General features: G+C 68.3%; 20 protein-coding genes. 10 read left to right on the top strand and 10 right to left on the bottom strand.

The window, feature by feature from the left end:
* Nucleotides 1-46: 46 nt before the first annotated feature.
* Together C5F75_RS23960 and C5F75_RS23955 are read right to left on the bottom strand one after the other, a co-directional pair.
* Entirely contained in the window at nt 47-1,624 is a 1,578-nt protein-coding gene (locus C5F75_RS23960) for a mannose-1-phosphate guanylyltransferase/mannose-6-phosphate isomerase (RefSeq protein ID WP_104012807.1), read from the bottom strand.
* A complete protein-coding gene (locus C5F75_RS23955; RefSeq protein WP_059574689.1) occupies nt 1,621-2,199 on the bottom strand; it encodes a GNAT family protein in 579 nt (192 codons plus the stop codon). The genes C5F75_RS23960 and C5F75_RS23955 overlap by 4 nt, the downstream gene beginning before the upstream one ends.
* Nucleotides 2,200-3,519: 1,320 nt before the next feature.
* On the opposite strand from C5F75_RS23955, the gene C5F75_RS23950 reads away from it, so the two are divergent.
* Nucleotides 3,520-4,911, top strand: a complete 1,392-nt coding sequence (locus tag C5F75_RS23950) for a sigma-54 dependent transcriptional regulator (protein WP_059574633.1) — start codon at nt 3,520-3,522, stop codon at nt 4,909-4,911.
* A 40-nt stretch (nt 4,912-4,951) separates the two neighbouring features.
* Here the strand turns inward: C5F75_RS23950 and C5F75_RS23945 are convergent, their stop codons facing one another.
* From C5F75_RS23945 to C5F75_RS23920, 6 genes are all read right to left on the bottom strand, one after another.
* Nucleotides 4,952-7,405 (bottom strand): glycoside hydrolase family 2 protein, encoded by a 2,454-nt coding sequence (locus C5F75_RS23945; RefSeq protein WP_258048586.1) that lies wholly within the window; start codon nt 7,403-7,405, stop codon nt 4,952-4,954.
* Nucleotides 7,406-7,434: 29 nt separating this feature from the next.
* A complete protein-coding gene (locus tag C5F75_RS23940) occupies nt 7,435-8,490 on the bottom strand; it encodes a DUF1839 family protein (protein ID WP_104012884.1) in 1,056 nt (351 codons plus the stop codon).
* Nucleotides 8,487-9,461, bottom strand: coding sequence for an amino acid--[acyl-carrier-protein] ligase (locus tag C5F75_RS23935; RefSeq protein ID WP_104012805.1), 975 nt, complete (start codon nt 9,459-9,461; stop codon nt 8,487-8,489). The genes C5F75_RS23940 and C5F75_RS23935 overlap by 4 nt, the downstream gene beginning before the upstream one ends.
* Nucleotides 9,458-10,654 (bottom strand): acyl-CoA dehydrogenase family protein, encoded by a 1,197-nt coding sequence (locus C5F75_RS23930; RefSeq protein ID WP_104012804.1) that lies wholly within the window; start codon nt 10,652-10,654, stop codon nt 9,458-9,460. Before C5F75_RS23930 ends, C5F75_RS23935 begins: the two co-directional genes overlap by 4 nt.
* Nucleotides 10,651-10,902, bottom strand: coding sequence for an acyl carrier protein (locus tag C5F75_RS23925; protein ID WP_006490451.1), 252 nt, complete (start codon nt 10,900-10,902; stop codon nt 10,651-10,653). Before C5F75_RS23925 ends, C5F75_RS23930 begins: the two co-directional genes overlap by 4 nt.
* 180 nt (nt 10,903-11,082) lie before the next feature.
* Complete coding sequence (locus tag C5F75_RS23920; RefSeq protein WP_179231773.1) at nt 11,083-11,865, bottom strand: Crp/Fnr family transcriptional regulator; 783 nt, start codon at nt 11,863-11,865, stop codon at nt 11,083-11,085.
* 917 nt (nt 11,866-12,782) lie between these two features.
* Here C5F75_RS23920 and C5F75_RS23915 point away from each other — a divergent pair.
* The 4 genes from C5F75_RS23915 (at nt 12,783) to polX (ending at nt 17,666) form a co-directional block, all read left to right on the top strand.
* Complete coding sequence (locus C5F75_RS23915; protein ID WP_104012803.1) at nt 12,783-13,565, top strand: Crp/Fnr family transcriptional regulator; 783 nt, start codon at nt 12,783-12,785, stop codon at nt 13,563-13,565.
* A gap of 11 nt (nt 13,566-13,576) precedes the next feature.
* Nucleotides 13,577-14,983, top strand: a complete 1,407-nt coding sequence (locus C5F75_RS23910) for an undecaprenyl-phosphate glucose phosphotransferase (RefSeq protein WP_099317900.1) — start codon at nt 13,577-13,579, stop codon at nt 14,981-14,983.
* Between the two features lie 384 nt (nt 14,984-15,367).
* The gene (locus tag C5F75_RS23905) at nt 15,368-15,760 is read left to right on the top strand and encodes a TraR/DksA family transcriptional regulator (RefSeq protein WP_059574623.1); all 393 of its coding nucleotides are present in this window, start codon (nt 15,368-15,370) and stop codon (nt 15,758-15,760) included.
* A 148-nt stretch (nt 15,761-15,908) separates the two neighbouring features.
* Nucleotides 15,909-17,666, top strand: coding sequence for a DNA polymerase/3'-5' exonuclease PolX (gene polX, locus C5F75_RS23900; RefSeq protein ID WP_104012883.1), 1,758 nt, complete (start codon nt 15,909-15,911; stop codon nt 17,664-17,666).
* 45 nt (nt 17,667-17,711) lie between these two features.
* Here the strand turns inward: polX and ald are convergent, their stop codons facing one another.
* Nucleotides 17,712-18,827, bottom strand: coding sequence for an alanine dehydrogenase (gene ald / locus C5F75_RS23895; protein ID WP_059639362.1), 1,116 nt, complete (start codon nt 18,825-18,827; stop codon nt 17,712-17,714).
* A gap of 286 nt (nt 18,828-19,113) precedes the next feature.
* Here ald and C5F75_RS23890 point away from each other — a divergent pair, with 286 nt between their 5' ends.
* Nucleotides 19,114-19,530 carry a DUF3995 domain-containing protein gene (locus C5F75_RS23890; RefSeq protein ID WP_059574619.1) on the top strand — a complete coding sequence of 139 codons (417 nt, stop codon included), beginning with the start codon at nt 19,114-19,116 and terminating at the stop codon, nt 19,528-19,530.
* A 76-nt stretch (nt 19,531-19,606) separates the two neighbouring features.
* Here the strand turns inward: C5F75_RS23890 and C5F75_RS23885 are convergent, their stop codons facing one another.
* The gene (locus C5F75_RS23885) at nt 19,607-19,732 is read right to left on the bottom strand and encodes an RNA 2'-phosphotransferase family protein (RefSeq protein WP_258048584.1); all 126 of its coding nucleotides are present in this window, start codon (nt 19,730-19,732) and stop codon (nt 19,607-19,609) included.
* A 461-nt stretch (nt 19,733-20,193) separates the two neighbouring features.
* Between C5F75_RS23885 and C5F75_RS23875 the strand changes: the two genes are divergently transcribed.
* From C5F75_RS23875 to C5F75_RS23860, 4 genes are all read left to right on the top strand, one after another.
* Nucleotides 20,194-20,934, top strand: coding sequence for a gluconate 2-dehydrogenase subunit 3 family protein (locus tag C5F75_RS23875; protein WP_059574615.1), 741 nt, complete (start codon nt 20,194-20,196; stop codon nt 20,932-20,934).
* Nucleotides 20,934-22,712, top strand: coding sequence for a GMC family oxidoreductase (locus C5F75_RS23870; protein WP_104012802.1), 1,779 nt, complete (start codon nt 20,934-20,936; stop codon nt 22,710-22,712). The genes C5F75_RS23875 and C5F75_RS23870 overlap by 1 nt, the downstream gene beginning before the upstream one ends.
* On the top strand, nt 22,709-24,121 hold the full coding sequence (locus C5F75_RS23865) for a c-type cytochrome (protein WP_104012801.1): 1,413 nt from the start codon (nt 22,709-22,711) through the stop codon (nt 24,119-24,121). Before C5F75_RS23870 ends, C5F75_RS23865 begins: the two co-directional genes overlap by 4 nt.
* 211 nt (nt 24,122-24,332) lie before the next feature.
* A complete protein-coding gene (locus C5F75_RS23860; protein ID WP_104012800.1) occupies nt 24,333-26,048 on the top strand; it encodes a cation:proton antiporter domain-containing protein in 1,716 nt (571 codons plus the stop codon).
* Nucleotides 26,049-26,057 lie beyond the last annotated feature (9 nt).

The following is a 26,057-nucleotide window of genomic DNA, read 5'->3' as shown; positions in this document are numbered from 1 at the left end:
GTCGCACGGCGTCGCGTTCCTCTGCCTTCTTTTGACGCGCGTCCGGTCAGCCTGGCTCGCCGGCTGAGAGCGGTACGACCGGCGTCGGCTGCGCGGACGTCGTCCCCGAGCGCGGCGGAGCGGCGCCGACGATTGCCCGCCCGTACTGATCATCGAACCGCACGATATCGTCTTCGCCGAGATAGTCGCCCGATTGCACCTCGATGATTTCGAGCGGAATCCGGCCGGGATTCTCGAGTCGATGCACTTCACCGACGGCGATGTACGTCGATTCGTTCTCGCACAGCAGGAACGTCTCGGTGCCGCGCGTCACCTTCGCGGTGCCGCGCACGACGATCCAGTGCTCGGCGCGGTGATAGTGCATCTGCAGCGACAGCCGCCTGCCGGGTTCGACGACGATCCGCTTCACCTGGAAGCGCGCGCCGAAATCGATCGAATCGTAATGGCCCCACGGCCGCTGCACCTTGCGGTGCTCGCTCGCCTGCGGGCGCCGGTCGGTCTTCAGGCGGGCGACGACGTTTTTCACGCGCTGCACGTCGTGCTTGTTCGCCACGAGCACGGCATCGGCCGTCTCGATCACGACGACGTCCTTCATCCCGACGCACGCGATCAGGCGGCCTTCCGAGCGCACGAAGCTGTCCTGCGTGTCCTCGAACACGATCGGGCCGCGCGCGACGTTGCCGTGATCGTCCTTTGGCATGATTTCCCAGATCGCGTCCCACGTGCCGACGTCCGACCAGCCGGCCGCGAGCGGCACCACGATGCCTTCGATGCCGAGCTCGCGGTGTTCCGCGAGGCGCTCCATCACCGCATAGTCGATCGAATCCGACGGGCACGCGTCGAAGGCCGCCGCATCGATCCGGAAAAACGGATCGTCCGCGACACCCGCGCGCCACGCGCTTTCGCAAGCGGCGTGGATGTCCGGCGCGAGCGCGCCGATCGCCTTCAGCCAGACCGATGCCCGCGTGACGAAGATCCCGCTGTTCCACCAGTAATCGCCCGATTGCAGATAGCGTTCGGCGAGCGTCGCATCGGGTTTTTCGACGAAACGCCCGATCGCGTAGCCGCCTTCGCTGCCATGGCGGCCCGCGCGCGGCTCGCCCACCTGGATGTAGCCGTAACCCGTCTCGGCACGGCGCGGCAGCACGCCGAGCGTGACGATCGCGCCTTCCTGCGCATAGCGTGCCGCGCGGGCGATCGCGTCCTGGAATGCGCCGACATCGACGATCACGTGGTCGGCCGGCATCACGGCGAGCACGGGATCGTCCACGAGCGCGCTCGCGTCGAGCGCGGCAAGCGTCAGCGCGGGCGCGGTGTTACGCGCGACCGGCTCCAGCAGGATGCGGGCGGGCGCCGACCGGCCTTGCACCTGCTCGGCGCTCATGAAGCGATGCTGTTCGCCGCATACGAGGAGCAGCGTGTCGCCGAGCGACGCGTTCGCGATGCCGTTCAGGCGGCGTGCCGTCGCCGACAGCGGCGATTCGTCCGAAACCAGTTCGATCAGCTGCTTCGGATACTGCTCGCGCGACAACGGCCACAGCCGCGTGCCGGAGCCGCCGGCGAGAATCACCGGCAGGATGCTCGGCAGATCGGGTTCGGGAACCGGGCGAAGGGTGGGGGTCATCGGTTCGCTCCGGTATCGACGGGCAGCCGGGTGCGAGCGCGGCCGTCGGCGCGCGCGTCGTCGTTGCGCGAGACGGAAACGGCCCGCGACAGCAGGTAACGCAGCGCGCCGGCCGCACGGTCGGCCGCGCGTACCAGGCCGACGAACGGCGCACCCTGTTCGAGATACGGGCCGTAGGCCTTGCGGAATCCGAACTGTTTGTAGAACGCCTGACGCGGCGCGGGGACGTGCGTGCGCACGGCGGTGTCCGGCCATGCGGCCTGCGCGGCGGTGAGCGCGCGTCCGATCAGGCGTTCGAGCGTGTCGTCGTCCCGACAGCTTTCGCTCGTCAGCACCTTGTCGATCACGACGTCCGGATCGATGTCGTCGCCGGGCAGGATACGCGCGTATGCCACGACTTCCGTGGCGTCGCCGTTGCGCATGCTCGCATAGACGTGCAGCGCGCCGGCGTCCTTGCCGTCGATGTCGAGATGCGTGTGCGCGTCCTCGACCACCAGCACGGCGTTGCGCGCGCGCAGGATTGCATAGAGATCGACGGCGCTCAGATGTTCGAATTCACAACAATGCCATTCCATGATGCTGTCCTCGCGTGATGCCTTCGGCACGCCGCACCCTACGGACGCGATCGATCCGTGCGGCGCGGCGATCTTCATCATCCGGATGCGCGATGTGGCGGTCTGTTCGAAAGCGCACTCACGCTCCGGATTCGCAGGCGCGGCGCGGGATACGAGGCGACGCGCGCGTCGCGGGAGCGTCGCAATGTGCGGTAGCACACACCGTCGGCGCCGGTGCTTTTTCATAATCGATTCATCGTGGCGGCCGGCAATGAAGCGCGGCCGGCCGACATCGCACGCAAACGACGCGCTGCGCGTGCGGGGCGGGGAATGGCGGCGATCGTTCGCGGCGGCGTGGTCGCATGCGGCCGAGTCGGGCCGGGCACGGGGCGCAGTCGATCGCGTGGTGCCGACCGGGGGATGCGCTCTCGCCGCGTCCCGTCGAAATCCCGCGCCCGCGCGGCGTGCACGCCTGAGCCGGTACGCTGCCGGTCGCGCGTTTGCACCGCCGTGGTGATCTTCCGGCGTGCCGGCTTCCGGTCCAGACGTGCGGGTTGGCGGGTCGCGATGGCCATCGTGCTGCACTGCACGACGCGCGTGCCGGCGTCCTGAAATCCAGGTCGCCCGGCGGGAATGCGTCGAAAAGGCCCGCGCGGCGGGATGCCGGTGATTACGGCGTGTAACGACCGGGCGGCCGGCACACCGGGGCAACGCGATGCGGTTACGCGGCGGCCGGCGCGATTATGCGGTCCGTGGAGCACGGTTCCACGTACTTTTGGGAGATTTCGGCGGAAATCGCCGGTAATCGACAGGATCAATATTGCGGAAAAGTAGTATTTGCCACTGATTGACGGCAATGGTCGTAGATAATCAAATCTCGGTGGTCAAACGCGCATGGCGCGCAACCCGGGGCAGCGTAACCGCCTGATTCAGGTTTATCTTTTGGTAACAAGGTCAACTTGAAACGGGGTGTAAATTCGGGTGCGGATGAAATGGGGCGGCCAATCCGGCGACGGTTTGGCCGCCGTCCGGTTCCGCAGCGGGCGCGACTGTCGTGTACGACGCCCCGTACATGCGGACGGAGTCCCCGTTTGCCGACGTGCCCCGCCTGACGGCGGGTCGCTTCAAAGCCGGAATGTCATGGCTCCCGAAGCCGGGCATTCCGTTCGAGTTCGATGACAACGAGGCCGGATGACATTCGGCTCGACCTCCGGGGGTGTTCGCCGTGTGCAGTTTCGATCTTCGCCAACGCTGCGCAAGCGCAGCGCGGAAAGGCGGCCATGCGCCGCCGGTCGCAGCGCACGCGAACGGTTCGCGGAGTGCGGAAAGTGACGGTTCGTTATGAATATGCCAATAACGCGCGATAAGAGCGCCGGCGTGGGGAGCGGTAACGGGCAGCGTCCGCTGATTTACTGGACGCAGTCGCCGTCCGTGATGCTGCGAAAGGAATTGTCGCGCCGCGACTGGAAAGTAACGGTGGTCGCGCATGCGAACGAACTGCGCGACACGTCGGGCGAAATTACCTGCGGCATTCTCGACCTGAGCGGCGGCCACGCCGATGCGATCGGCAGCATCGCGTCGACCTGCGCGTCGATGCGCGACGTCGTCTGGGTGGCGCTCGTGGACGTCGGCCAGACCGCGTCGCCGAACGTGCGCGCGCTGTTGCGCGACTACTGCTTCGACTATGTCACGTTGCCGGCGTCGCACCAGCGGATCGCCGATACGGTCGGCCATGCGTACGGCATGGAATGCCTGTTCGCGCGCGATCGCGAACAGCTCGAATCGGAGGAAAAGGGCATCGTCGGCACCTGCAGCGCGATGCTGCGGCTGTTCGACACGGTGCGGCGTTTCGCGCGCACCGACGCACCGGTGTTCGTGTTCGGCGAAACCGGCACCGGCAAGGAACTCACGGCCGTCGCGATCCATCGTCATTCGGAGCGGCGCAACGGCCCGTTCGTCGCGGTCAACTGCGGTGCGATTCCGCCGCATCTGCTGCAATCGGAGCTGTTCGGCTATGAGCGCGGCGCGTTTACCGGCGCGAACGCGCGCAAGATCGGCTACGTCGAAGCCGCGAACGGCGGCACGCTGCTGCTCGACGAGATCGGCGATCTGCCGCACGAGAGCCAGGCAAGCCTGCTGCGGTTTCTGCAGGAGCGTTCGATTCATCGTCTCGGCGGCAGCGATCCGGTGCCGGTCGATGTCAGGATCGTGTCGGCGACGCACGTCGATCTGCGCGATGCGATGGAGGAAGGGCGTTTTCGCGCCGACCTGTTCCACCGGCTGTGCGTGATGCGCATCGACCAGCCGCCGCTGCGCGCGCGCGGCAAGGACATCGAGCTGCTCGCGCATCACATGCTCGAGCGCTTTCGCGGCGATGCGCGCCATCGTGTGCGTGGGTTCTCGACGGATGCGATCACGGCGCTTTACAAGCACGACTGGCCGGGCAATGTCCGCGAACTGATCAACCGCGTGCGCCGTGCGGTCGTGATGACGGAGGGGCGCCTGATCACCGCGCAGGACCTCGAGCTCGAATACTGCCTCGATGCGGCATCGCCGTCGGTCGCCGACATCCGCAAGTCGATCGAGCGCGAGGCGATCGAAACCGCGTTGCTGCGGACGCGCGGGCGCGTCGCGGCTTCCGCGCGCGAGCTCGGCGTGTCGCGCGCGACGCTGTATCGCTGGATGGAGGCGTACGGCATCGAGCGACCGCGCGGGACGGGCTCGTCCGACTGATACGGGAAGCATGACGCTCGCGGCGGCCGCGAGCGTCGCATCATCCGGCCGGCGTGGCCCGCACGGCGCGCGCGGCGTTGACGGCCCGAATTTCCACCGCAGGCGGCGCGTTATCGTCGGCCGCCGCAGGCTTCCCGTCGATTCTCGACGGAATGAGCGCGATGCGCGCCGGCGTGCCGGGCGCGAGATGGAACCAGTCGTCGCTCGGCATGAAGCCCGGCGCGTCGATCTGCACGTGGCGGGCGACGTGTCGCGTGTCGATGTCGACGTGCCAGGTCTCGCCGGTGCGCGACACGCACGCCTCGATCCCGGGTTCGCGCCGCGCCAGCACGGCCGGATGCGTGCGGGACGGGAAATGGAACGCCTGCGACAGCGGCGTGCCGTCGTCGGCGCGCAGCGTGGCGATCACCGTATCGTGTTCGCACGGGCCAAAGCGGTACGCGTAGGTCCAATCGAAGAAGCGGCCGAGCAGTTCGGCCGAGCCGAGCCGCACCGTGTCGTGCGCGGCGATCCGCACCGCGCAGCCGGCCCGTGCCACCGGCGTGCGGCCGTCGCGCAGCGCGACCAGCTCGATCGCGGCCGACAGCGGTGCCGGGCGCTCGTTGACCACATGCACGTCGAGCCCGTTCAGCCCTTCGTCGACGAGCAGCACCTGGACCGGCTGCAGCACCTGGCGCAGCGCATACCATGCCGATTTCGGCCGGTGCGCGGCGTCGATCACGCCCCATCCGGCGCCCGGCATCACGTCCTGGAATTGCCACACGAGCGCGCCGGCGCACCGCGAACCGGTGCGTCGCCATTCGGAAAACGTCTCGCGCATCACGTCCGCGATCACCGCGCGCGACAGCTCGACATAGCGCGCCGGATCCTCGCGCCGCAGCCGGTCGGGCGCGACGTCGTACAGCGTCTGCAGATAGTGGTCGCGGATATCGTCGAAATCCCACGACGTGCCGGGGTCGCGCGGCACGGCCGCCTTCCAGCGCGGTTCGTGCACGCCGGGCCAGCCGAGTTCGGCGAGCGTCGCATCGCATGGCAGGTTCGCGAATGCGAGGCATTCGCTCGCGAAGCGCACGTCCGCGCGGCGCGCGTCGTCGAGCGGGCGCAGGTACGCGCCGACGCCGTAGTAGTGCGACACGCGCTCGCGCGGCGTGAACGGCAGCACGCCGCCGTCGGGCGAATCGGGCACGTACGGGACGTCGGGGCGGTGCGCGGCCGCGTGAGCGGCCAGCCGGTCGGCCGTCAGCTCGAGAAAGCGCTGCTTCGGCCCGAGCCCCGACATCGCGGCCTGTTGCGCGATCTCGCTGCCGCCGCACAGCACCGCAAGCGACGGCGAAGCGCCGTGACGCGAGAGGAACTGGCTCGCTTCGCGGTCGACGTTGGCCGCGAACGCGGGGTCGTCGAGCGCGTAATCGAAGTTCGCGAAGCCGAAGTCCTGCCAGACCAGCAGCCCGAGCCGGTCGCACCATGCGTGGAAGGCGTCGGCCTCGTAGGCCATCGTGCCGCCTACCCGGATCATGTTGAAGCCGGCGTCGCGCGCGAGCCCGAGCAGGCGGCCGTAGGTCGCGTCGTCCGCGTGCAGCGCGAGCGGCGCGGCGCTGCTCCAGCATGCGCCGCGCGCGAATACGGGCACGCCGTTGACGCGCAGCCCGAAACCCTTGCCGTCCGCGCCGGAATCGACGTCGATCGTGCGGAAACCCGTCGAGCCGAGCGGCCGGCGCGCATCGCCGATATGCAGCGCGATCTCGTAGAGCGCCGGCTCGCCGTGCGTATGCGGCCACCAGCGACGCACGTTCGGTACCGGAACGCTTGCGCGCAGTTGAGCGGCGCCGGCACGTTCGAGCGTCGCGTGATGGTCGCCGCACGACAGCCGCGCCGCGAACGTGTCGGGCAGCGCCACGGCGAACGTGAGTTCCGCGTCGAGCCAGCCCGTGTCGCCCTCGACGCGTGCCTGCAGTGTGCAATCGGCCAGAACGGGCCCGTCGGCCGGATCGAGCACGTCGACGGGCCGCCACGGGCCGGTGGGCACATACGGCGGGAACCAGCCCGGCATGTGCCCGAACAGCGACGTGCGGACCGTGCGCAGCGCGGCCGGCTCGGCGAGCCGCGTGCGCCAGCGCGCACGGCGCGGCGCGCGCGCGTCGCGCAGGTGCGGCGCGAGGGCGCGGAAACAGACGGTCAGCCGGTGCGTGCCGTCGAGCGACACGGGCACGTCGTGCGCGACGAACATGCTGTCCGAGCTGTGGATCGGCGTGTCGTCGAGCCACGCCTGAGCAAGCGTCGCGAGGCCGTGAAAGCGCAGGATGCGCGGCCCGCGCCCGCGCAGCGCGAGCCGGTACCAGTGGTCGCGCTCGTCGAGCGACGCGGCTTCGTCGAGCCGGCCGGCCAGCGCGAGCGCCTGCGCGACCGTGCCCGGCACCGGCGCCGCGATCCAGCCGCCTGGGTCGGCCGGGAGGTCGCGCGGGTGCTGCACGGCGCCCGCGGGCGTCGCCAGCATCGACCACGCGGGCAGGGGGCGCGCGCGCGTCACCGCATCGCCGACACGGGCTCCGTGTCGCAGCGCACCGGCGTCACGTACCGCAGCGGCGCGCCGATCTGCCGCGCGCACGCGACGAGGTCGCCATACGCGGCCTCGATCGCGTCGAGCGTCGAATCGCCGCGCTCTTCCTTGCCGCGTGCGCACGCGCGCGCGAGCCGGAATTCGAGCACCATCGCTTCCGACGCGATGCGATCGCACGCGGCGCGGATTTCGGCGAACGGCCCGGTGCAGCCGCTTGCCTGCAGCCAGCGCGCATAGTGGCCGAACAGTTCGAAATTCGCGCCGAGCTGTCGCACCGAATTGAACGAGTACGCATGGAAGCGTTCGAGCGGCGCTTCCGCGAGAATCGCTGCGTCGGTCTGCAACTGCCGGCGAAATGCCGCGACCGGATCGACGACCGGCAGGCGCCGCAGGTGGCGCTGCAACGCGGCGAGGGAGGCATCGCAGAGCGCGCGCTCGTCGAGCGGCGCAAAGCGTCGCTTCGCGCATTCGACGTACGGCGGCAGCGCCATCGGCGAACTGCCGCCGACGAGCCCGCTGTAATCGACATCCTCGGCGACGTAATAGCCGCTGTTGTGGAAATAGCCGATCTGGTGCTTCCCGCGGTCGATCGCGTCGATGCCGATCGTCGTCTTCGTGTGCTGCGTGCGGTAACTGCTGCCGCGCGTATCGGGCAGGAACCACGCATCGACCTCGACGATCATCAGGTGGCCGCGCGCGACCTGCGTCTCGATGTGCTGGTCGAGCGGCTCGTAGATCGAATGTTCCTGCACGACGATCCCGTAGAGTCGCTCCAGCTCGTCGTGCGGAAACTTGAAGAACGTGAACTGGTCGCCCTCGAAATCGAGCGCGATCGTAAACGGCAGCGCCGCGTACGGATTGAGACCCCACCACCGGAGCACCTCGAGCCACATGTCGACGTAGCAGTTGGTCTGTTTCCAGACCATCTCCTGACTATGCAGCGGATGCGGCCGGTAGTGGCGCGCGCGATGGCGCACGCTCTCGAACGACGCGTCTTCGCCGTCGCGGGAAACGAACCTCATCGCGTACCCCACAGCACGTCGCGCACGTCGCGCGGCCACGCGTCGATATCGAAGCCGTGGTGGCGGAACAGCGCGAGCGTGAGCCGCTCGAGGCCGAAACCGACGCAGCCCGTGTGCGCGACGTCGCCCGTCGCGGTACGGATGTCCCACAGCAGCCCGAAATGGTCCATGTGGTAGTTGAAGCTCAGGCATGCGGTCTGGCGGTCGTCGTGCTCGATCGGAATCAGCAGCTCGAACTTCAGGTTCTGCTCGCGCTGGCTGTCCGCGACGATCTTGCCGCCGCGTCCGAAGAACGGGTCGTTCGCGAGATCGATCGCATTCGGCAGGCGCAGTGCTTCGATCATCCGCGTGCCGCGTTCGATCCACGTCTCGCGGAACGAGACGATCTGCTCGGGCGTGCCGATCCGCACGTACTCGCGCATCCGGAACAACTGCATGCGGGTGGGGTCGAGCGACGGTTCGTGACGGAAGCAGTACGAGAATACGTCGACGATGCGGCCGTCCGGGTGCAGCGCGCCCGCGCGCGCGACGACGGGATACACGGGGTAGCACGCGGCCGGCGTCATCACGACGTAGGTCGGCTTCTGGTTCTCGGTCCAGTCGTCGCCGCGATCGAGGCATTGCAGCACGCGCTGGTGCTGGCGCTCGTCGCCGCAGAACGCGTGCACGCTGCCCGCCAGTTGCGGGAAGCTCTTCATGTATTCGCTGCGCTCGAACTCGATGCGGCTCATCGCCGGCGGGAAGCGCAGCACTTCGGCCTGCTGGTCGGCGCCGATGCGCGTGACGAACGCGTCGAGCGCTTCGACGACGCGCTCGAATCGCTCGCTGCGGCCGAACAGGCCCTGGATGCCGGTCGAGACCAGCAGGCCCGCGTCGATCAGCGCGTCGCGCAGCGGGTTGACGCCCGCACGGTCGAGCGGCGCGTCGGCGGGAACGGAGGCGGCGGAGGGCACGGCGAGGCGATCGTTCACGTATGTTTCTCCAGCGTCGCGGGACGCAGCGCGAGCAACAGGCTCGCAGTGTTGGCGGCAATGCGGTCGTTGCTGATCATCAGCGGCGCCGCGTGCAGGTCGCGAATGTGGCGGCCGATGCTGAACGGCGTGCCTTGCTTGTAGCCGGCCATCCCGCAGATCATCATCGCCTGATGCGCGACTTCGAGCGCGGTCGCCGACACGAAGGTCTTCAGCGTATTGATCTCGGCGGCCCAGGCCATGCCGGCCGACCACGAGCGGGCCCGCGCGTTCGCGTGGAGGCGCAGCACGTTGTCGACGCGGGCCTGCATCGCCTGCATCAGCGCCAGCGATTCGGCGATGCGCCGCGCGGCGGGCGACGGCGCGCCGTCGGTCTGGCGCGCCTGCGCGCGGAAGAACTGGTGCGCGCGATGGAACGCGTCGCCGGCCACGCCGATCCACACCGCGGCCCACAGGATGTGCGAGACGGGCACCATCGTTTCCTCGGCGATCTTCGCGAACGGCACCGGCAGGCATTGCACGGCGGCGCCCTGCGCGTCGAGCACGAAGCCGTTGCTGCACGTGCCGCGCATGCCGAGCGTGTCCCATTCGCCGCGGCGCGTGAGCGTATAGCCGTCGCGCAGCAGCGTGACGAGCACCTGCTCGGAAGCCGGCGCATCCGCATCGCGTCGCGCGGTGGCGAGAATGCCGTCCGCGTAGTCGCCGTACGAGATCGTCGGCGCGGCCTTGTGCAGCCGGAATCCGCCGCCGTCGATTTCGAGCGCGCACTGGCTCGCGCGCAGGTTGCCGCCGACGCCGTCTTCCGACGTGGCCGACGCGAGCAGCCACTGGTGACGCACGAGCTGCTGCAGGAACAGCTTGTGCCAACCCTGGTCGGCGGCGTGGTTGACGATGCACGCGACCTGGATCTGGTGCATCGCGAACACCATCGCCGACGACGCGCAGGCCTGGCCGAGGATCGAGCAGGCCGACGCGATGTCTTCCAGCGACGCGCCCGCGCCGCCGAGATGGGCCGGCACCATCGCGCCGAGCAGGCGGCGCGCGCGCATCGCCTCGATCGCCTCGACGGGGCAGCGCGCGTCGCGATCGACCGCATCGGCATGCTGGGCGGCGATTTGCGCGACGGCATGCGCGGCCTCGTCGAGGCGATGCGATTCGCTGTCGGGCGCGAGTTCGGGAAGCAGCGCGCTCATGCGGAGTGCTCGGTGCGTTGCAGCGTGGCGATCGTGTCCGCGAGCGCGTCGATGCTGCGGAACAGGTTGCGGTTCAGCATCTCGTCGGGAATCTCGATGTTGAACTGCTTTTCGATCGCGAGCATCAACTGGATCGTATCGAGGGAGGAGAGGCCCGCTTCGTAGAGGTCGTCCCCGTCGCCGATCGAATCGATCGCGGCTTCGAGATGGGCGACGTGCTTCAGGATGGTTCTGATTTCGTTTTTCACGTGCTGCTCCGGCGTGCGTGGTGTCGTCCGCTCGGGCGAACGCGCGATATGCGCTGACATCCCCCCGGCAGTCCGGCATCAGTAGACCACTGGCAGACACGGCGTTCTGTTCGCCACCCTACAAACAGCTGAACCGGTACGCGTGCGGCGCCGAAGCGCCGTCCCGGTCCGGCACGCCGGTCACGCGCGCGATGCTGCCGGCACGCCCGAGTCGGCCGACAGGATGCGCTTCATCTCGTCGCGCACGATCGCGCGGCAGCCGCACGACATTTTTTCGAGGCCGCCGAGGTCGGCGAGCTCGATCGAGCTGCGGTATTGCCGGATCAGGCCGAGCTTCTGGATTTCGCCGGCGGCGTCCGTGACCGTTTCGCGCCGCACGCCGAGCATTTGCGCGAGCATGCTGTGCGTCACCTGGATCTCGATACTGCGGGTGCGGTCGAACGCGAGCAGAAACCATCTGCATAACTGATGTTTGAGCACGTGATGACGGCTGCAGAACGTGATCTGCGAGACCTGCGCCATCAGCAGCCGCACGCAGACGAAAACGAGATGGCGGATCACCGGCGACGCGTCGAACGCGGCCGCGAAGACGCGCCGGTCGAGCCGGTAGACGAAGCCGTCGCGGCACGCGAGCGCACGGCACGGCATCTGGCCGCTGCCGCCGATCACGTCGTCGCAGACCACGCTTTCGCTGCCGATCTCCGCGACTTCCAGCGTCATGCCGCCAGACGACACGTACTGCAGCGAGATCGCGGTCGTGACCGGCAGGTAGACCGCGGCGAGCATTTCGCCGGGTTCGCAGAGCACCTGCCCGGATTTCAGGTGAACGAGTTGAAGGTGCGGCGTCAGCGTGGCGAGTTCGTCGCGGTCGATGGCCGCGAGAAAACGGTTGGCATCGAAGCTGTGGGAAAGCTCGATCATGCCGTTCGCATACGCGACGGCGTCGGGAGCCTGATGAGTCACGGCGCATCCTCGCAGAATGACGGTCGCGCGTCGTCCGCGCGAACTCCGGAACGGAAATTTCGCACGACCGTGCGGACTTTTGTTGATCAAAAACCGAATGACGATACTCGCAAAAAAGGCTAGCACGCAATTGAATTCACATAATTGCGCATCCTGCCATTTCACAAAGTTTGACGGTTGAGATTGGCCGCAAACGTTATGTCGATTTAATGATTCGTTTCCCTGAAATTAATCATCCGGAAATGGAATCGTGTGCTTGCTTGTCATTCAATGCCGACACGGAATCAATCGAACGACGTTGCGCATCGTACCGCGAAGTGCCGGAAAGTCATTGAACATTGTTTGACAAAAAAATGGGGATCGCCTGATTTTTCAATTGGATCAATGATTTGTAAGCGATATGTGCGCTAACCGACAGAGGTCTGAATTAGTGTATCGATTCAAATTTGAGACAGTTTGAAACGAACGTGTGCGGCGCGCCGACGTTGGGGAATGCTGCGCTGCACATCATGGAAACAATTGAAAATCGGCCGTAAGTATTTGAACGGTAAGCATCGTGGTCCCACGCGACCATGCCGGCCCGATGCGTAGGGATTGATCGATCGAATGCCTGCTGTGTCCGTTGCGCGGGCGAGTGTCCGGAAATGAGACGTTTTTTTGCTTTTGGGGCCGGTTATTCGGGGGCTCTAAATCGAATGTGATTCATATATTAAGGATGGACGGGTATTGGCACGTAAATCGCTTATTCGGGCTGGCGTGTCGAAACGTGGCAGTGGACTCAATCCGGCGATGACAAGCCGATGGTCAGTCGGATTCGGGGTTGTGGGCCGCAACCGCATCAATGTCCGGACGCGCATCGCGATAACGAGTTCCGTGCACGCGGCTGCAGGCGGCGCGGACGATAAAGGGATACAGACATGCTTCATCTTCACTCGAGCTATTCGGCGAACGCCATCCTTGCTGCCCTCCCGGAGGACAGCATCCGCACCATCGCACCGCATCTCGAACTGGTCAGGATCAAGGCCGGGATGCTCGACCGGGTCGGCGAACCGATGCGTCATCTGCACTTTCCGACGACGGCGATGATGTCGGTGCAGCACCTGATGGAGGACGGCGCGATGGTCGAGGTGGCGGTGGTCGGCCGCGAGGGGGTGGTCGGGCTGGGGACGCTGGTGGGCGGCATCGCGGCGTCGAGCCGGGTCGAGGTGCGCATCGGCGGAACGGCCTATCGCGTGCCGAGTTGCGTGATGCGCGCCGAGTTCGAGCGGTCGCCGCAGACCTACCGGCTGCTGCTGAACACCTGCCAGGCGACGATGGCGCAAATCTCGCGCAGCGCGCTGTGCAACCGCCACCACTCGGTCAGCGAGCAGCTCAGCCGCTGGCTGCTGCTCGCGCATGACAGGATCGACGGCGACGAGCTGACCGTCACGCAGCAGACGATCGCGAACATGCTCGGCGTGCGGCGCGAGGGAGTGACGGAGGCGGCCGGCAACCTGCAGGAAGCCGGGCTGATCCGGCAGCGCCGCGGCCGCATCACGGTGCTCGACCGCGACGGCCTCGAACATCACGCGTGCGAATGCTACGACCTGATTCGCGCGGACTATCGCCGGCTGCTCGGCACGCGCGGGAATGCGAGGCCGGCGACGGTCCACCCGCGCATGCTGGAGAGCCGTCGCGGATTCCCGGCACACGGTGCGTGACGATGCAGCCGATGTCCGGTGGAACGAATGCGATGCGGCGTGCCGCGATCGCGGCAGCCGACGTCGTGCTCGTGCTGGCGGGGGCGCTCGCCGCACAGGCGGCGTCGGGCCTCGGCTGGCATGCGCTGTCCGACGCGCAACGCGGCGCGATCGCGCTGCTGTGCGTGTTGACGGTGGCGCTGCTGCCGCGCTACCTGCGCACCGTGCGCGGCGGCGTGGCGGTGCAGGGCGGCGCGCACGTGCTGACGCACACGCTGGTGGCGGTGATGTGCGCGAGCGTGCTGACGGTGGCCGGCACGGTATGGATGATGAATCGCGGCGGCACGGTCACGACGCGCTGGATCGTGCAAACGGTGCTGGCCGGCGACGCGACGCTGCTGCTCGGCCGCGCGGCGCTGCTGGCGCTCGCGCTGACGCGCGGCGACCCGCGCGCACGGCAACGCCGCGTCGCCGTCGTCGGCGCGACGGCCTACGGGCGCGTGGCGATCGAGCGGATGCAGCTTGCGCCGAACGGCCCGTTCGTGGCCGCGTGCGTATTCGACGACGATGCGGCGGCCGCCGCGAGCGGCATCGGCGGCGTGCCGGTGATCGACGACTGGAACGCGTTGCGCGACCGGATTCGCGGCGGTGACATCGACGAGGTCTGGCTCACGCTGCCGATGTCGCACGAGTGGCGGATCCAGCGCATCGTGCGCGAACTGCGCGACGAGTTCGTCGAGTTGCGGCTGTTGCCCGACGTGCGGCAGATGGCGGTCGTCGACCGCTCGGCGACCGACGTGCTCGGCATGCCGGCGATCAATCTCGCGACCACGCCGCGCTCCGCGCCGGAGCTGTGGGCGAAGTTCGCGTTCGACCGTCTGTTCGCGTTCGCCGTGCTGATTCCATTGCTGCCGCTGCTGACGCTGCTCGCGATCGCGGTCAAGCTGTCTTCGCCCGGGCCCGTGCTGTTCAGGCAGCGCCGCAAGGGCGTCGACGGCCGCGAGTTCGACATCCTGAAGTTCCGAACGATGCGCGTGCATCGCGCGCAGCCGGGCGTCCTGCGGCAGGCGTCGCGCAACGATGCGCGCATCACGCGCGTCGGCGCGTTCCTGCGGCGCACCTCGCTCGACGAGCTGCCGCAGTTCTTCAACGTGCTGTTCGGGCAGATGTCGGTGGTCGGCCCGCGCCCGCATGCGATCGAACACGACGACTTCTATCGGCAACTGGTCGACTGCTACATGTACCGCTACCGCGTGCGGCCCGGCATCACCGGATGGGCCCAGGTGAACGGCTATCGCGGCGAGACGCGCAAGGTCGAGGCGATGGCGGCGCGCGTGAAGTTCGATCTGTTCTACATGCAGAACTGGAGCTTCTGGTTCGACATCAAGATCATCCTGCTGACGGTGGTACGCGGCTTCATCGGCCGCAATGCATTCTGAGGAAAACGAATGATCGAGTCGGCGCCGCGCGAGCGATCGTACCGACGGCCTGATGCCGGTTCGCGGGCACGGGAAGACGCGATGCGGCGGCGCGGAAAATTGCTGCACCGCGGTTGCGCCGACGGGCCGCGCGGCGCGCGCCGCACGTCGGGATTGCGCGTCCGTCCCCGGTTTCCTCACCGCTGACGCTGCGTGACCGGCACGCTGATTCGGGTCAACACACGCGTGTTCAATGGGTTTATCCTGCGTCGAATGCGTCCGGCGTTCTGCACGTCCGGCCGCGTATCCGGATGCGGCGGCGCAGATCATGCCTGCGCGCCGCGTACCGGCGCGATACCGCGCGCCTCACTTTTTCGCGCGGAACCCGGAACAGGAGAGACGGCCATGTCGCTCGACCAACAACAACGGCAGACGCTGAAACAGCGGCTGAACGAGAGCGAGCAGGCGCTGCGTGCGGAGATCCGCGCGAGCGAGGACCAGCGCGCGCTGGAATCCTATGCGGACCTTGCCGGCGCGGCGCCGGACGAGGGCGACGAGGCGAACGCCGATCTGTTCGTCGACGTCGATCACGCGTTGATCGGCATGAAGCTGACCGAGCTGCGCGCGATCGGCCGCGCGCAGCGGCGGATGCGCGACGGCAGTTACGGCGAATGCATCGACTGCGACGGCTCGGTCGGCTACGAGCGCCTGCTGGCGCGCCCGACCGCCGAACGCTGCACGCATTGCCAGTCGCTCTACGAGCGCCGCTACGCAACGACGCCGCGCGCGTCGCTCTGACGTCGCGGTTTCCACCGCGCTGCACGCGCCGGGCGGCCGGCGCAGGATGACCAACGGGCGCCCGGTGCCGTCGACACGCGGCGCCGGGCGGGCAGACGCCGTCGCGCCGGCGCGCGGCGCCATCCACGTGGAAGGGGGCACGCCGATCATGCCGATCCACAATGCGGAGTGCGCGGCCGTGTTCGCCGAAATCGGCGACATGCTCGAGATCCAGGGCGCCAACCCGTTTCGCGTGCGGGCATACCGCAACGCCGCCCGCACGATCGCCGACTACGGCCGCGATATCCCGACGATGATCGCGAACGGCGACGATCTCGGGAAGATTCCGTCGATCGGGGCCGATCTCGCGTCGAAGCTGCGCGAGATCGCCGCGACCGGCACCTGCGAACTGCAGCAAACCTTGCGTCATGCGTTGCCGGGCGCGATCGTCGCGCTGCTCGACGTGCCCGGGCTCGGCGCGAAACGCGTGAAGGCGCTGCACGACGCGCTGCACGTCGATTCTCTCGAGCAGTTGCGCGCCGAAGCGAAGAGCGGGCATGTGCGCGAGCTGCCGGGCTTCGGTGCGAAAACCGAAGCCCATCTGATCGAGGCGATCGACGATCGCCTGCAGCGTGAGCCGCAACGCTTCCTGCTGACCGACGCCGCGCATGCGCTGACGCCGTTGCTCGAACGCCTGCGCGCGGTGGCCGGCGTCGGCAAGGCCGTGCCGGCCGGCAGCTTTCGCCGCCGCCGCGAGACGGTCGGCGATCTCGACATCCTCGTCACCGCACGCGACGCTGCCGCGGTCGCCGACGCGTTCGTCGGCTACGGCGACGTGGCGCGCGTGCTCGCACACGGCAAGACCCGGTCGAGCGCGATGCTCGCCAACGGGTTGCAGGTCGACCTGCGCGTCGTCGATGCCGATGCGTTCGGTGCGGCGCTCGTCTACTTCACCGGATCGAAGGCGCACAACATCGCGCTGCGCCGGCTCGCGCAGGCCGGTGGCCTGAAGATCAACGAATACGGCGTGTTTCGCGGCGACGAGCGGATTGCCGGCGCGACGGAGGCATCGGTCTACGCGGCCATCGGGCTGCACGAGGTGCCGCCCGAGTTGCGCGAGGATCGCGGCGAGGTCGATGCGTCCCGTGCCGGCACGCTGCCGGCGCTGGTGGAGCGCAAGCATCTGCATGGCGACCTGCACGCGCATACCGACGTGTCGGCCGGCCGCGACGGCCTGCGCGCGATGGCCGCGGCCGCGCGTGCGCGCGGGCTCGCGTATCTGGCCGTCACCGATCGCGTCCCGCCTGGCGACGGCGCTCGCGGCGGCTTCGACTGGCTCGCGCGGCAGCTCGACGACATCGATCGCGTCAACGCGACGTTCGACGATTTCGTGTTGCTCAAGGGCGTGGAGGCGGGCATTCGCGAGGATGGCAGCCTGGACGTGCCCGACGCGATGCTCGGCCGGCTCGATCTCGTCGTCGGCGCGGTACGCGACGGTTTCGACCTGCCGCGCGGCGTGCAGACCGATCGCATGCTGCGCGCGATGGACCATCCGTATTTCACGATTCTCGCGCATCCGACCGGTCGCATGCTCGGCGAGCGCGACGCCTGCGAACTCGATGTGCCGCGCGTGCTCGCGCAGGCTGCCGCGCGCGGCTGTTTCGTCGAACTCGATGCTCAGCCGCGGCGCCTGGACCTGCCGGACGTCTGGTGTCGCGAGGCCGCGAAGGCCGGCGTGCCGGTCGCGATCGGTTCGGATGCATGCAGCGCGGACGAACTCGACAATCTCGCGTTCGGCGTCGACCAGGCGCGGCGCGGCTGGCTGACGCGGCACGACGTGCTGAACACGCGCACGCTCGCGCAACTGCGGCCGCTGCTGGCGCGCACGATGGGCGGCGGCAAGCGGAGCCGGTCGAAGGGCGCGTGAACGTAACGCGGCCGGCCGCGTTGCGTTCGGTTCATGCCGGCACGGTCATGCCAGCACGCCGGTGGCCGGGACGTACGGCAGCCCAAGCGCCTGCGCGACGGCTTCGTACGTGATGTGGCCGTCGCACACGTTCAGGCCCGCGCGCAGGTGCGGATCGTCGAGCATCGCCTGTTTCCAGCCCTTGTCGGCGAGCGCGAGCGCATGGCCGAGCGTCGCATTGTTCAGCGCAAAGGTGGACGTGCGCGCGACCGCGCCGGGCATGTTCGCGACGCAGTAGTGGACCACGCCGTCGACGACGAAGGTCGGCGCCGCGTGCGTGGTCGCATGCGAGGTCTCGAAGCATCCGCCCTGATCGATCGCGACGTCGACGACGACCGCCCCCTTGCGCATCGTCGCGATCATGTCGCGCGTGACGAGCCGCGGCGCCGACGCCCCTGGCACGAGCACGGCGCCGATCACGACGTCGGCATCGCGCACGGCTTCGTCGACCGTATGCGCATTCGAGCAGACGGTCGCGATCCGGTTGGCGAACACGAGATCGAGCTGGCGCAGCCGGTTCACGTTGTTGTCGAGCACGGTGACGCGCGCGCCGAGGCCCACCGCCATCTGCAGCGCGCCGGTGCCCACGACGCCCGCGCCGAGCACGACGACGTGCGCGGCCGGCACGCCCGGCACGCCGGCCATCAGCAGGCCGCGGCCGCCGCGCGGGCTTTCGAGGTGGGTCGCCGCGACCTGGATCGACATGCGGCCGGCGACTTCGCTCATCGGCGCGAGCAGCGGCAGGCCGCCGCCGGGGCCCGTCACGGTTTCGTACGCGATGCACACCGCACCGGATTTCACGAGCGCGGCGGCCTGATCGGGATCGGGCGCGAGATGCAGGTACGTGTAGAGAATCTGGCCGCGCCGCAGCATCGCGCACTCGGCGGGCTGCGGCTCCTTCACCTTGATGATCATGTCGGCCCGCGCGAAGATTTCGTCGGCGCCGTCGCTGAGCGATGCGCCGGCGGCCGTGTAGTCGTCGTCGAGCAGGCCGATCGCCGTGCCCGCGCCGCGCTGCACGAGCACGCGATGGCCGTGCCGCGTGAGTTCGCGCGCGCCGGCCGGCGTGAGGCCGACGCGGTATTCGTGGTTCTTGATCTCTTTCGGCACACCGACCAGCATGAGTCGCCTCCATGGCCTTCGTTATCGTCGTCGTGCGGGCGCGCAGCCGGTTGCGCGGCGGCGTGCCGACCGCAGTACTGGAATAACAGCGTAGTAGCGCGCGGAGGGAAGTCAAGCGTGCGGCATGCGCGCAATGCATGCGCACTGCGACGCAGCATGCGCGGCCGCCGGTTGCGACCGGACGTCGCAATGCGCGCGTGATCGGGTTTCGGTATCGTCATGCGTGTCGCGGGCCGAACGTTTTTCGGCAAGACGACGAGACAACGACACGAGGACATCGATCGACATGACCGGTGCGTATTTCAGCGTGCCGACGCTTTGCGCCCTCGCGCTCGTGCACGTCTACTGGGCGTTCGGCGGGCGGCTGGGCAAGCGTGCGGCCATTCCGGAGCAGGACGGCGTACCGCTGTTGCGGCCGACCGCCGTCGGCACGCTTGCCGTCGCGGCCGCCCTGCTGGGCGGCGCGTGCGTGGTCGCCGTGCGTGCCGGCTGGCTCGGGCGCAACGCGTATCCATGCACGATCGCGTTCGCGACCGTTGCACTCGCATTGATCTTCGCGGTGCGGGCCGTCGGCGATTTCCGCTACGTCGGCTTCTCCAAGCGGATCCGCGGGTCGCGTTTCGCGCGGATGGACACGCTGTATTACTCGCCGTTGTGCGCGGCGCTGGCGTTGTCGATCGCGTCGATGTTCTGGCCGTGGTGAATGGCGACTGGCGCACGGCTCACTCGGCGCGCGTATCGATCAACTCGAGATATTCGGCCGGCACGGCATCGGTCAGTCAGACACTGTTTTCGGCGACGAAGAACGCATGGCTCTGCCGGTGCATGCGCTGCGCATCGACTTCGAGGATCACGGGCACGCCGTAGCGCGCGCCGACGGCCAGCGCCGTCCGCCGTCTTCCCATCCTTGCACATTCCGGCTTCTCAATTTCCCATTGTTGCTGATTTCGATGCACTGAATTGCATCGATCCCTCTACCAATGGAACCGGTTCCATATATAATTCGCCGCACTCGTCGCCGGACCCGAAAGAGGGTCGTGCACGTTGCGCTTGCGGTGGGCAGACGTGACGTCTAAGTTGAACAAGGGTCATGGGCGATGACGGAGAGATGCAGGCTGATGCCGGTATTTGTCCGACGATAGGGCCCGCGAAGAGGTCGATCCGCACAGCGCCACCGGTACCGGGGCGGGGTGCGGCTGCAATGACGGCGCCACCGCGGCTCGCGGCCGGGCGCCTGCAATCGAGGTTGTGCGCAACACACGAAAGAACAGGGCGACCGGCCGCGTGCGGCACGGCTGCCTGCCGGGCACGCGGCATGCGGAATGCGCGCGTCCGAACCCCGATCCCCAACGATCAACATCCGACCATGTCCACGCCACCTGACAAACCCAATTCGCGTCGCCGTTTCCTGCGCACGTCGGTCGCGCTCGTGCCGATCGCGTCGGTCGCCGGCTGCGACCTGCGCTCGTCGTCGCCGTCCGCGACGACGGCTGGCAATGCATCCGCCGCGTCGGCCGGCGCCGAGCGCGCGCCGTACAAGCCGACCTTTTTCGATGCGAAGGAATGGGCGTTCGTCCAGGCCGCCGTCGACCGGCTGATTCCGGCCGATGCCGAAGGCCCCGGCGCGCTCGAAGCCGGCGTGCCCGAATTCATCGATCGCCAGATGGAGACACCGTATGCGCACGGCGCGACGTGGTACATGCAGGGGCCGTTCCAGCAGGGCGTGCCTGAGCTCGGCTACCAGTTGAAGCTCGTGCCGCGCGACATCTACCGGCTCGGCATCGCGGCCGTCAACCGCTATTGCGAAAAGGCGCACGGCAAGGCGTTCGCGGATCTCGACGCGCCGACGCGCGACACGGTGCTCGGCGCGCTGGAGAAGGGCGGCGCGCAGATCGACGACGTGCCGCCCGGCGTGTTTCTCGGCCAGTTGCTGCAGAACACGCGCGAGGGCTACTTCTGCGATCCGGTGCATGGCGGCAATCGCGACATGGCCGCGTGGAAGATGATCGGTTTCCCGGGCGCGCGCGCGGACTTCATGGATTTCGTCAACCAGAGCGGCAAGCCCTATCCGTACGGCCCCGTCTCGATCAACGGGGAGCGCAGCTGATGGCCGCAGACAAGAAGCCGCATGTCGACGCGGTGATCGTCGGGTTCGGCTGGACCGGCGCGATTCTCGCGAAGGAACTGACCGAAGCCGGTTTGAACGTCGTCGCGCTCGAGCGCGGCGAATATCGCGACACCTACCCGGACGGCGCGTACCCGAACACGATCGACGAGCTGACCTACAACATCCGCAAGAAGCTGTTTCTCGACCTGTCGAAGACGACCGTGTCGATTCGCCACGGGCTGCAGGACACCGCGCTGCCGTACCGGCAGCTCGCCGCGTTCCTGCCGGGCGAAGGCGTGGGCGGCGCGGGGCTGCACTGGTCGGGCGTGCACTTCCGGATCACGCCGGAAGAGCTGCGCCTGCGCAGCCACTACGAAGAGCGCTACGGCAAGAAGTTCATCCCCGAAGGGATGACGATCCAGGACACGGGCGTGACCTACGAGGAGCTCGAGCCGCATTTCGATTTCGCCGAGAAGGTGTTCGGCACGTCGGGGCAGGCGTACAAGGTCGGCGGCAAGGTGGTCGGCGACGGCAACGTGTTCGAGGCCAACCGCAGCGACCACTTCCCGCTGCCCGCGCAGCTCAATACGTATTCGGCGCAGCGCTTCTTCGATGCGGCCCGCTCGCTCGGCTTGCATCCGTACCGGCTGCCGTCCGCGAACACGTCGGGGCCGTACACGAACCCGTACGGCGTGCAGATGGGCCCGTGCAACTTCTGCGGCTACTGCAGCGGCTACGCGTGCTACATGTATTCGAAGGCGTCGCCGAACCTGAACATCCTGCCGGCGCTGAAGCAGGCGCCGAACTTCGAGCTGCGCTCGAAGTGCCACGTGCTGCGCGTCGATCTCGACGACACGAAGAAGCGCGCGACCGGCGTGACCTACGTCGATCCGGCCGGGCGTGAAGTGCACCAGCCGGCCGATCTCGTGATCGTGGCCGCGTTCCAGTATCACAACGTGCACCTGCTGCTGCTGTCGGGCATCGGCAAGCCGTACGACCCGGTGTCGGGCGAAGGCGTGGTCGGCCGCAATTTCGCGTACCAGAACCTGTCGACGATCAAGGCGTTCTTCGACAAGGACACCTACACGAATCCGTTCATCGGCGCGGGCGGCAACGGCGTCGCGGTGGACGATTTCAACGCGGACAACTTCGACCACGGCCCGCTCGGCTTCGTCGGCGGCTCGCCGCTGTGGGTGAACCAGGCCGGCGTGAAGCCGATCAGCGGCATCGCGACACCGCCCGGCACGCCGCAATGGGGCTCGGCATGGAAGAAGGCCGTGAAGGACAACTACGCGCACACGATCTCGATGGACGCGCACGGCACCAACATGTCGTACCGCGACGTGTATCTCGACCTCGATCCGACCTATCGCGATTCGTACGGCCAGCCGCTGTTGCGGATGACGTTCGACTGGAAGGACAACGACATCAGGATGGCGCAGTACGTGACCGGCCAGATGAAGAAGATTGCGGAGGCGATGGGGCCGAAGGCGATCGGCGTGTCGACGCGCGAGTTCGGCAAGCACTTCGACTCGCGCCAGTACCAGACGACCCATCTCGTCGGCGGCGCGATCATGGGCACCGACCCGAAGACGAGCGTGCTGAACCGCTACCTGCAGTGCTGGGACGTGCACAACGTGTTCGTGATGGGCGCGTCCGCGCTGCCGCAGGGCATCGGCTACAACCCGACCGGGATCATCGCGGCGCTGGCCTACTGGTCGGCACGTGCGATCCGCGAGCAGTACCTGAAAAATCCCGCCCCGCTGGTGACCGCATGAAGAGGACGATGAACCACAACGTCGCGCGCCGGATGTCGCGCGCGCTGGCGGCCGGTGCGGCCTGGGCCGCGTTCGGCTTCGCGGGCTCGGCGGCGCTTGCGCAACCGGCGGCCCCCGCGGCAGCCTCCGGCCCGGCGGCCGCACCGGCCGCCCAATCCGCCGACGCGGCCCTGATCAAGCGCGGCGAATACCTCGCCCGCGCCGGCGACTGCATCGCATGCCACACCGCGAGCGGCGGCAAGCCGTTCGCGGGCGGCCTGAAGTTCGACACGCCGATCGGCGCGATCTACTCGACGAACATCACGCCGGACCCGAAGACGGGTCTCGGCGGCTGGACTTACGAGGACTTCACCCGCGCGGTGCGCGAAGGCGTGCGCAAGAACGGCGACACGATGTATCCGGCGATGCCGTTCCCGTCGTATTCGCGGCTGACCGACGACGACATGAAGGCACTGTACGCATACTTCATGCACGGCGTCGCGCCGGTCGAGCACGAGAACCGCGCGGTCGACATCGTGTGGCCGCTGTCGATGCGCTGGCCGCTCGGCATCTGGCGCAAGATGTTCGCGCCGTCGCCGAAGCCGTTCGACGCGGCGTCGTACAGCGACCCGGCGGTCGCACGCGGCGCGTATCTCGTGCAGGGCCTCGGCCACTGCGGCGCGTGCCACACGCCGCGCGCGCCGACGATGCAGGAGCGCGGGCTGACCGACGCGGACGGCCTCGACTTCCTGGCCGGCGGCGCGGCGATCGACGGCTGGGTGCCGACGAGCCTGCGCGGCGAGCCGCGCACGGGCCTCGGCGCGTGGAGCGAAACCGAGATCGTGCAGTTCCTGAAGACGGGCCGCACGCTGCGCACGGCCGCGTTCGGCGGGATGACGGACGTGGTCGGCCACAGCATGCAGCACATGACCGACGACGACCTGAACGCGATCGCGCGCTACCTGAAGACGTTACCGCCGCGCGTGCAGGGCGAGCAGCCGCACGTGTACGACGCGGCCGCGGCGAAGGCGCTGCAGACGGGCGACGCGAGCAAGCCGGGCGCGGCCGTCTATCGCGACAACTGCATGGCCTGTCACCGCAGCGACGGCCACGGCTACACGCGCGTGTTCCCGGCGCTCGCCGGCAACCCGGTGGTGCAGGGCGACGATCCGACGTCGCTGATTCACGTCGTGCTGGAAGGCAGCGCGCTGCAGGGCACGCGCACCGCGCCGTCGACCTTCACGATGCCGCCGTTCGGCTGGCGCCTGTCGGACCAGGAAGTCGCGGACGTGTCGAACTTCGTGCGCACGAGCTGGGGCAACACGGGCACGCCGGTGACGGCCGCGCAGGTCGCGAAGGTGCGCAAGAGCGTGCCGTCGACGCGGCCCGAGCCGCCGCCGGGCGCGCGATTCCCGCAAGCGTCGCGCTGACGGCGGGGCGGCGGGGCGCCGGCCCCGCCTGTCACCCGGTCCGCGTCGATGCGTGACCGGGCCCGCGACGCATCAGTCTTCGCCGGGGTCGCGCCCCGCCAACCCGCGCCGCCGCGCGAAATTTTCGCGGCCGCGCGCCATTCTTCCGCCTCATCCCGTATCCTTTCACTCTTGAACCTTACTAAATCGTTACAAGAGCTTGGGAGGGGGGATGCCTCATGACGTCAGCCTGATTGCGTTGCTCGCGGCCGGTTTCGGTCTCGCGATGATTTTCGGTTACCTCGCGTCGCTGCTGAAAATGCCGCCGCTCGTCGGCTATCTGCTCGCCGGGATCGTGATCGGGCCCGGCACGCCCGGCTTCGTCGGCGACCTGTCGCTCGCGCAGCAACTCGCCGAAGTCGGCGTGATGCTGTTGATGTTCGGCGTCGGCCTGCATTTCTCGCTGGGCGATCTGCTCGCGGTGCGCAAGATCGCGCTGCCGGGCGCCATCGTGCAGATCACCGTCGCGACGCTGCTCGGCGGCGGGCTGGCGCTCACCTGGGGCTGGAGCCTCGGTGCGGCGCTCGTGTTCGGGCTGGCGCTGTCGGTCGCGAGCACCGTCGTGCTGCTGCGCGCGCTCGAGGGGCGCGGGCTCGTCGAGACGGTCAACGGGCGCATCGCGGTCGGCTGGCTGGTCGTCGAGGATCTCGTGATGGTGCTCGTGCTGGTGCTGCTGCCGCCGGTGGCGGGGCTGCTCGGCGGCACGCCGCCCGGCGACGCGCAGGCGGCCGGCGGCAGCGTGTGGGGCACGCTCGGCGTCACGATGCTGAAGGTCGCCGCGTTCATCGCGCTGATGCTGGTGGTCGGCAAGCGCGTGTTCCCGCGCATTCTGTGGCTCGTCGCGCGCACGGGCTCGCGCGAGCTGTTCACGCTGTGCATGATCGCGGCCGCGGTCGGCATCGCGTTCGGCGCCGCGAAGCTGTTCGACGTGTCGTTCGCGCTTGGCGCCTTCTTCGCCGGGATGATGATGCGCGAATCGGAATTCAGCCGGCGCGCGGCCGACGAGACGCTGCCGCTGCGCGATGCGTTCTCGGTGCTGTTCTTCATCTCGGTCGGCATGCTGTTCGACCCGAAGGTGCTGCTCGACGAGCCGCTGCACGTGATCGAGGTCGCGGGCATCGTGCTGATCGGCAAGACGCTCGCGGCCGTCGCGCTCGTGATCGCGTTCCGCTATCCGCTGAACACCGCGCTGACGGTGGGGGCCGGCCTCGCGCAGATCGGCGAATTCTCGTTCATCCTCGCGGGGCTCGGCCGCGCGCTCGGGCTGCTATCGGCCGAGGGGCAGAGCCTGATTCTCGCGGTCGCGCTGATCTCGATCGCGATGAATACGCTGCTGTTCGCGATGATCGATCCGGCGCTCGCATGGATCCGCAAGCATTCGGCGTTCGCGCGCAAGCTCGAGGCGCGCGACGATCCGCTCGCCGCGCTGCCGATGTCGACGCCGCAGACGCACCTGACCGGGCAGGTCGTGATCGTCGGCTATGGCAAGGTCGGCACGCGAATCGCGCATGCGCTGGACGAGCGCTCGATTGCGTATGTCGTCGTCGAGCAGAATCGCGAGCTCGTCGAGAAGCTGCGCGCGGACGGCATCGCGGCCGTGTCGGGCGACGCGATCGAGCCGATCGTGCTCGTGCAGGCGCATATCGCCCGCGCCGGGATGCTGGTCGTCACGCTGCCCGACGTATTCGACGTGCGGCAGATCGTCGAGATCTCGCGCACGCTCAACCCGACGCTCGAGGTCGTGCTCTGCACGAACAGCGGCGACGAGGCCGCGCTGCTGTCGAACGAGGGCATCGGCACCGTGTTCATGGGCGAGACCGAACTCGCGCGCGGGATGACCGAGCACGTGCTCGGCCGGATGGTGAAGCCGGTCGCGGCCGCGCATTGACGGCGCGCG

The sequence above is a fragment of the Burkholderia anthinoferrum genome, assembly GCF_002925705.1.
In the GTDB taxonomy this organism is placed as follows: Bacteria; Pseudomonadota; Gammaproteobacteria; order Burkholderiales; family Burkholderiaceae; genus Burkholderia; species Burkholderia semiarida.
The sequence above is the reverse complement of the archived record's forward strand: the minus strand, read 5'-3'. Positions and strand labels throughout refer to the sequence as shown.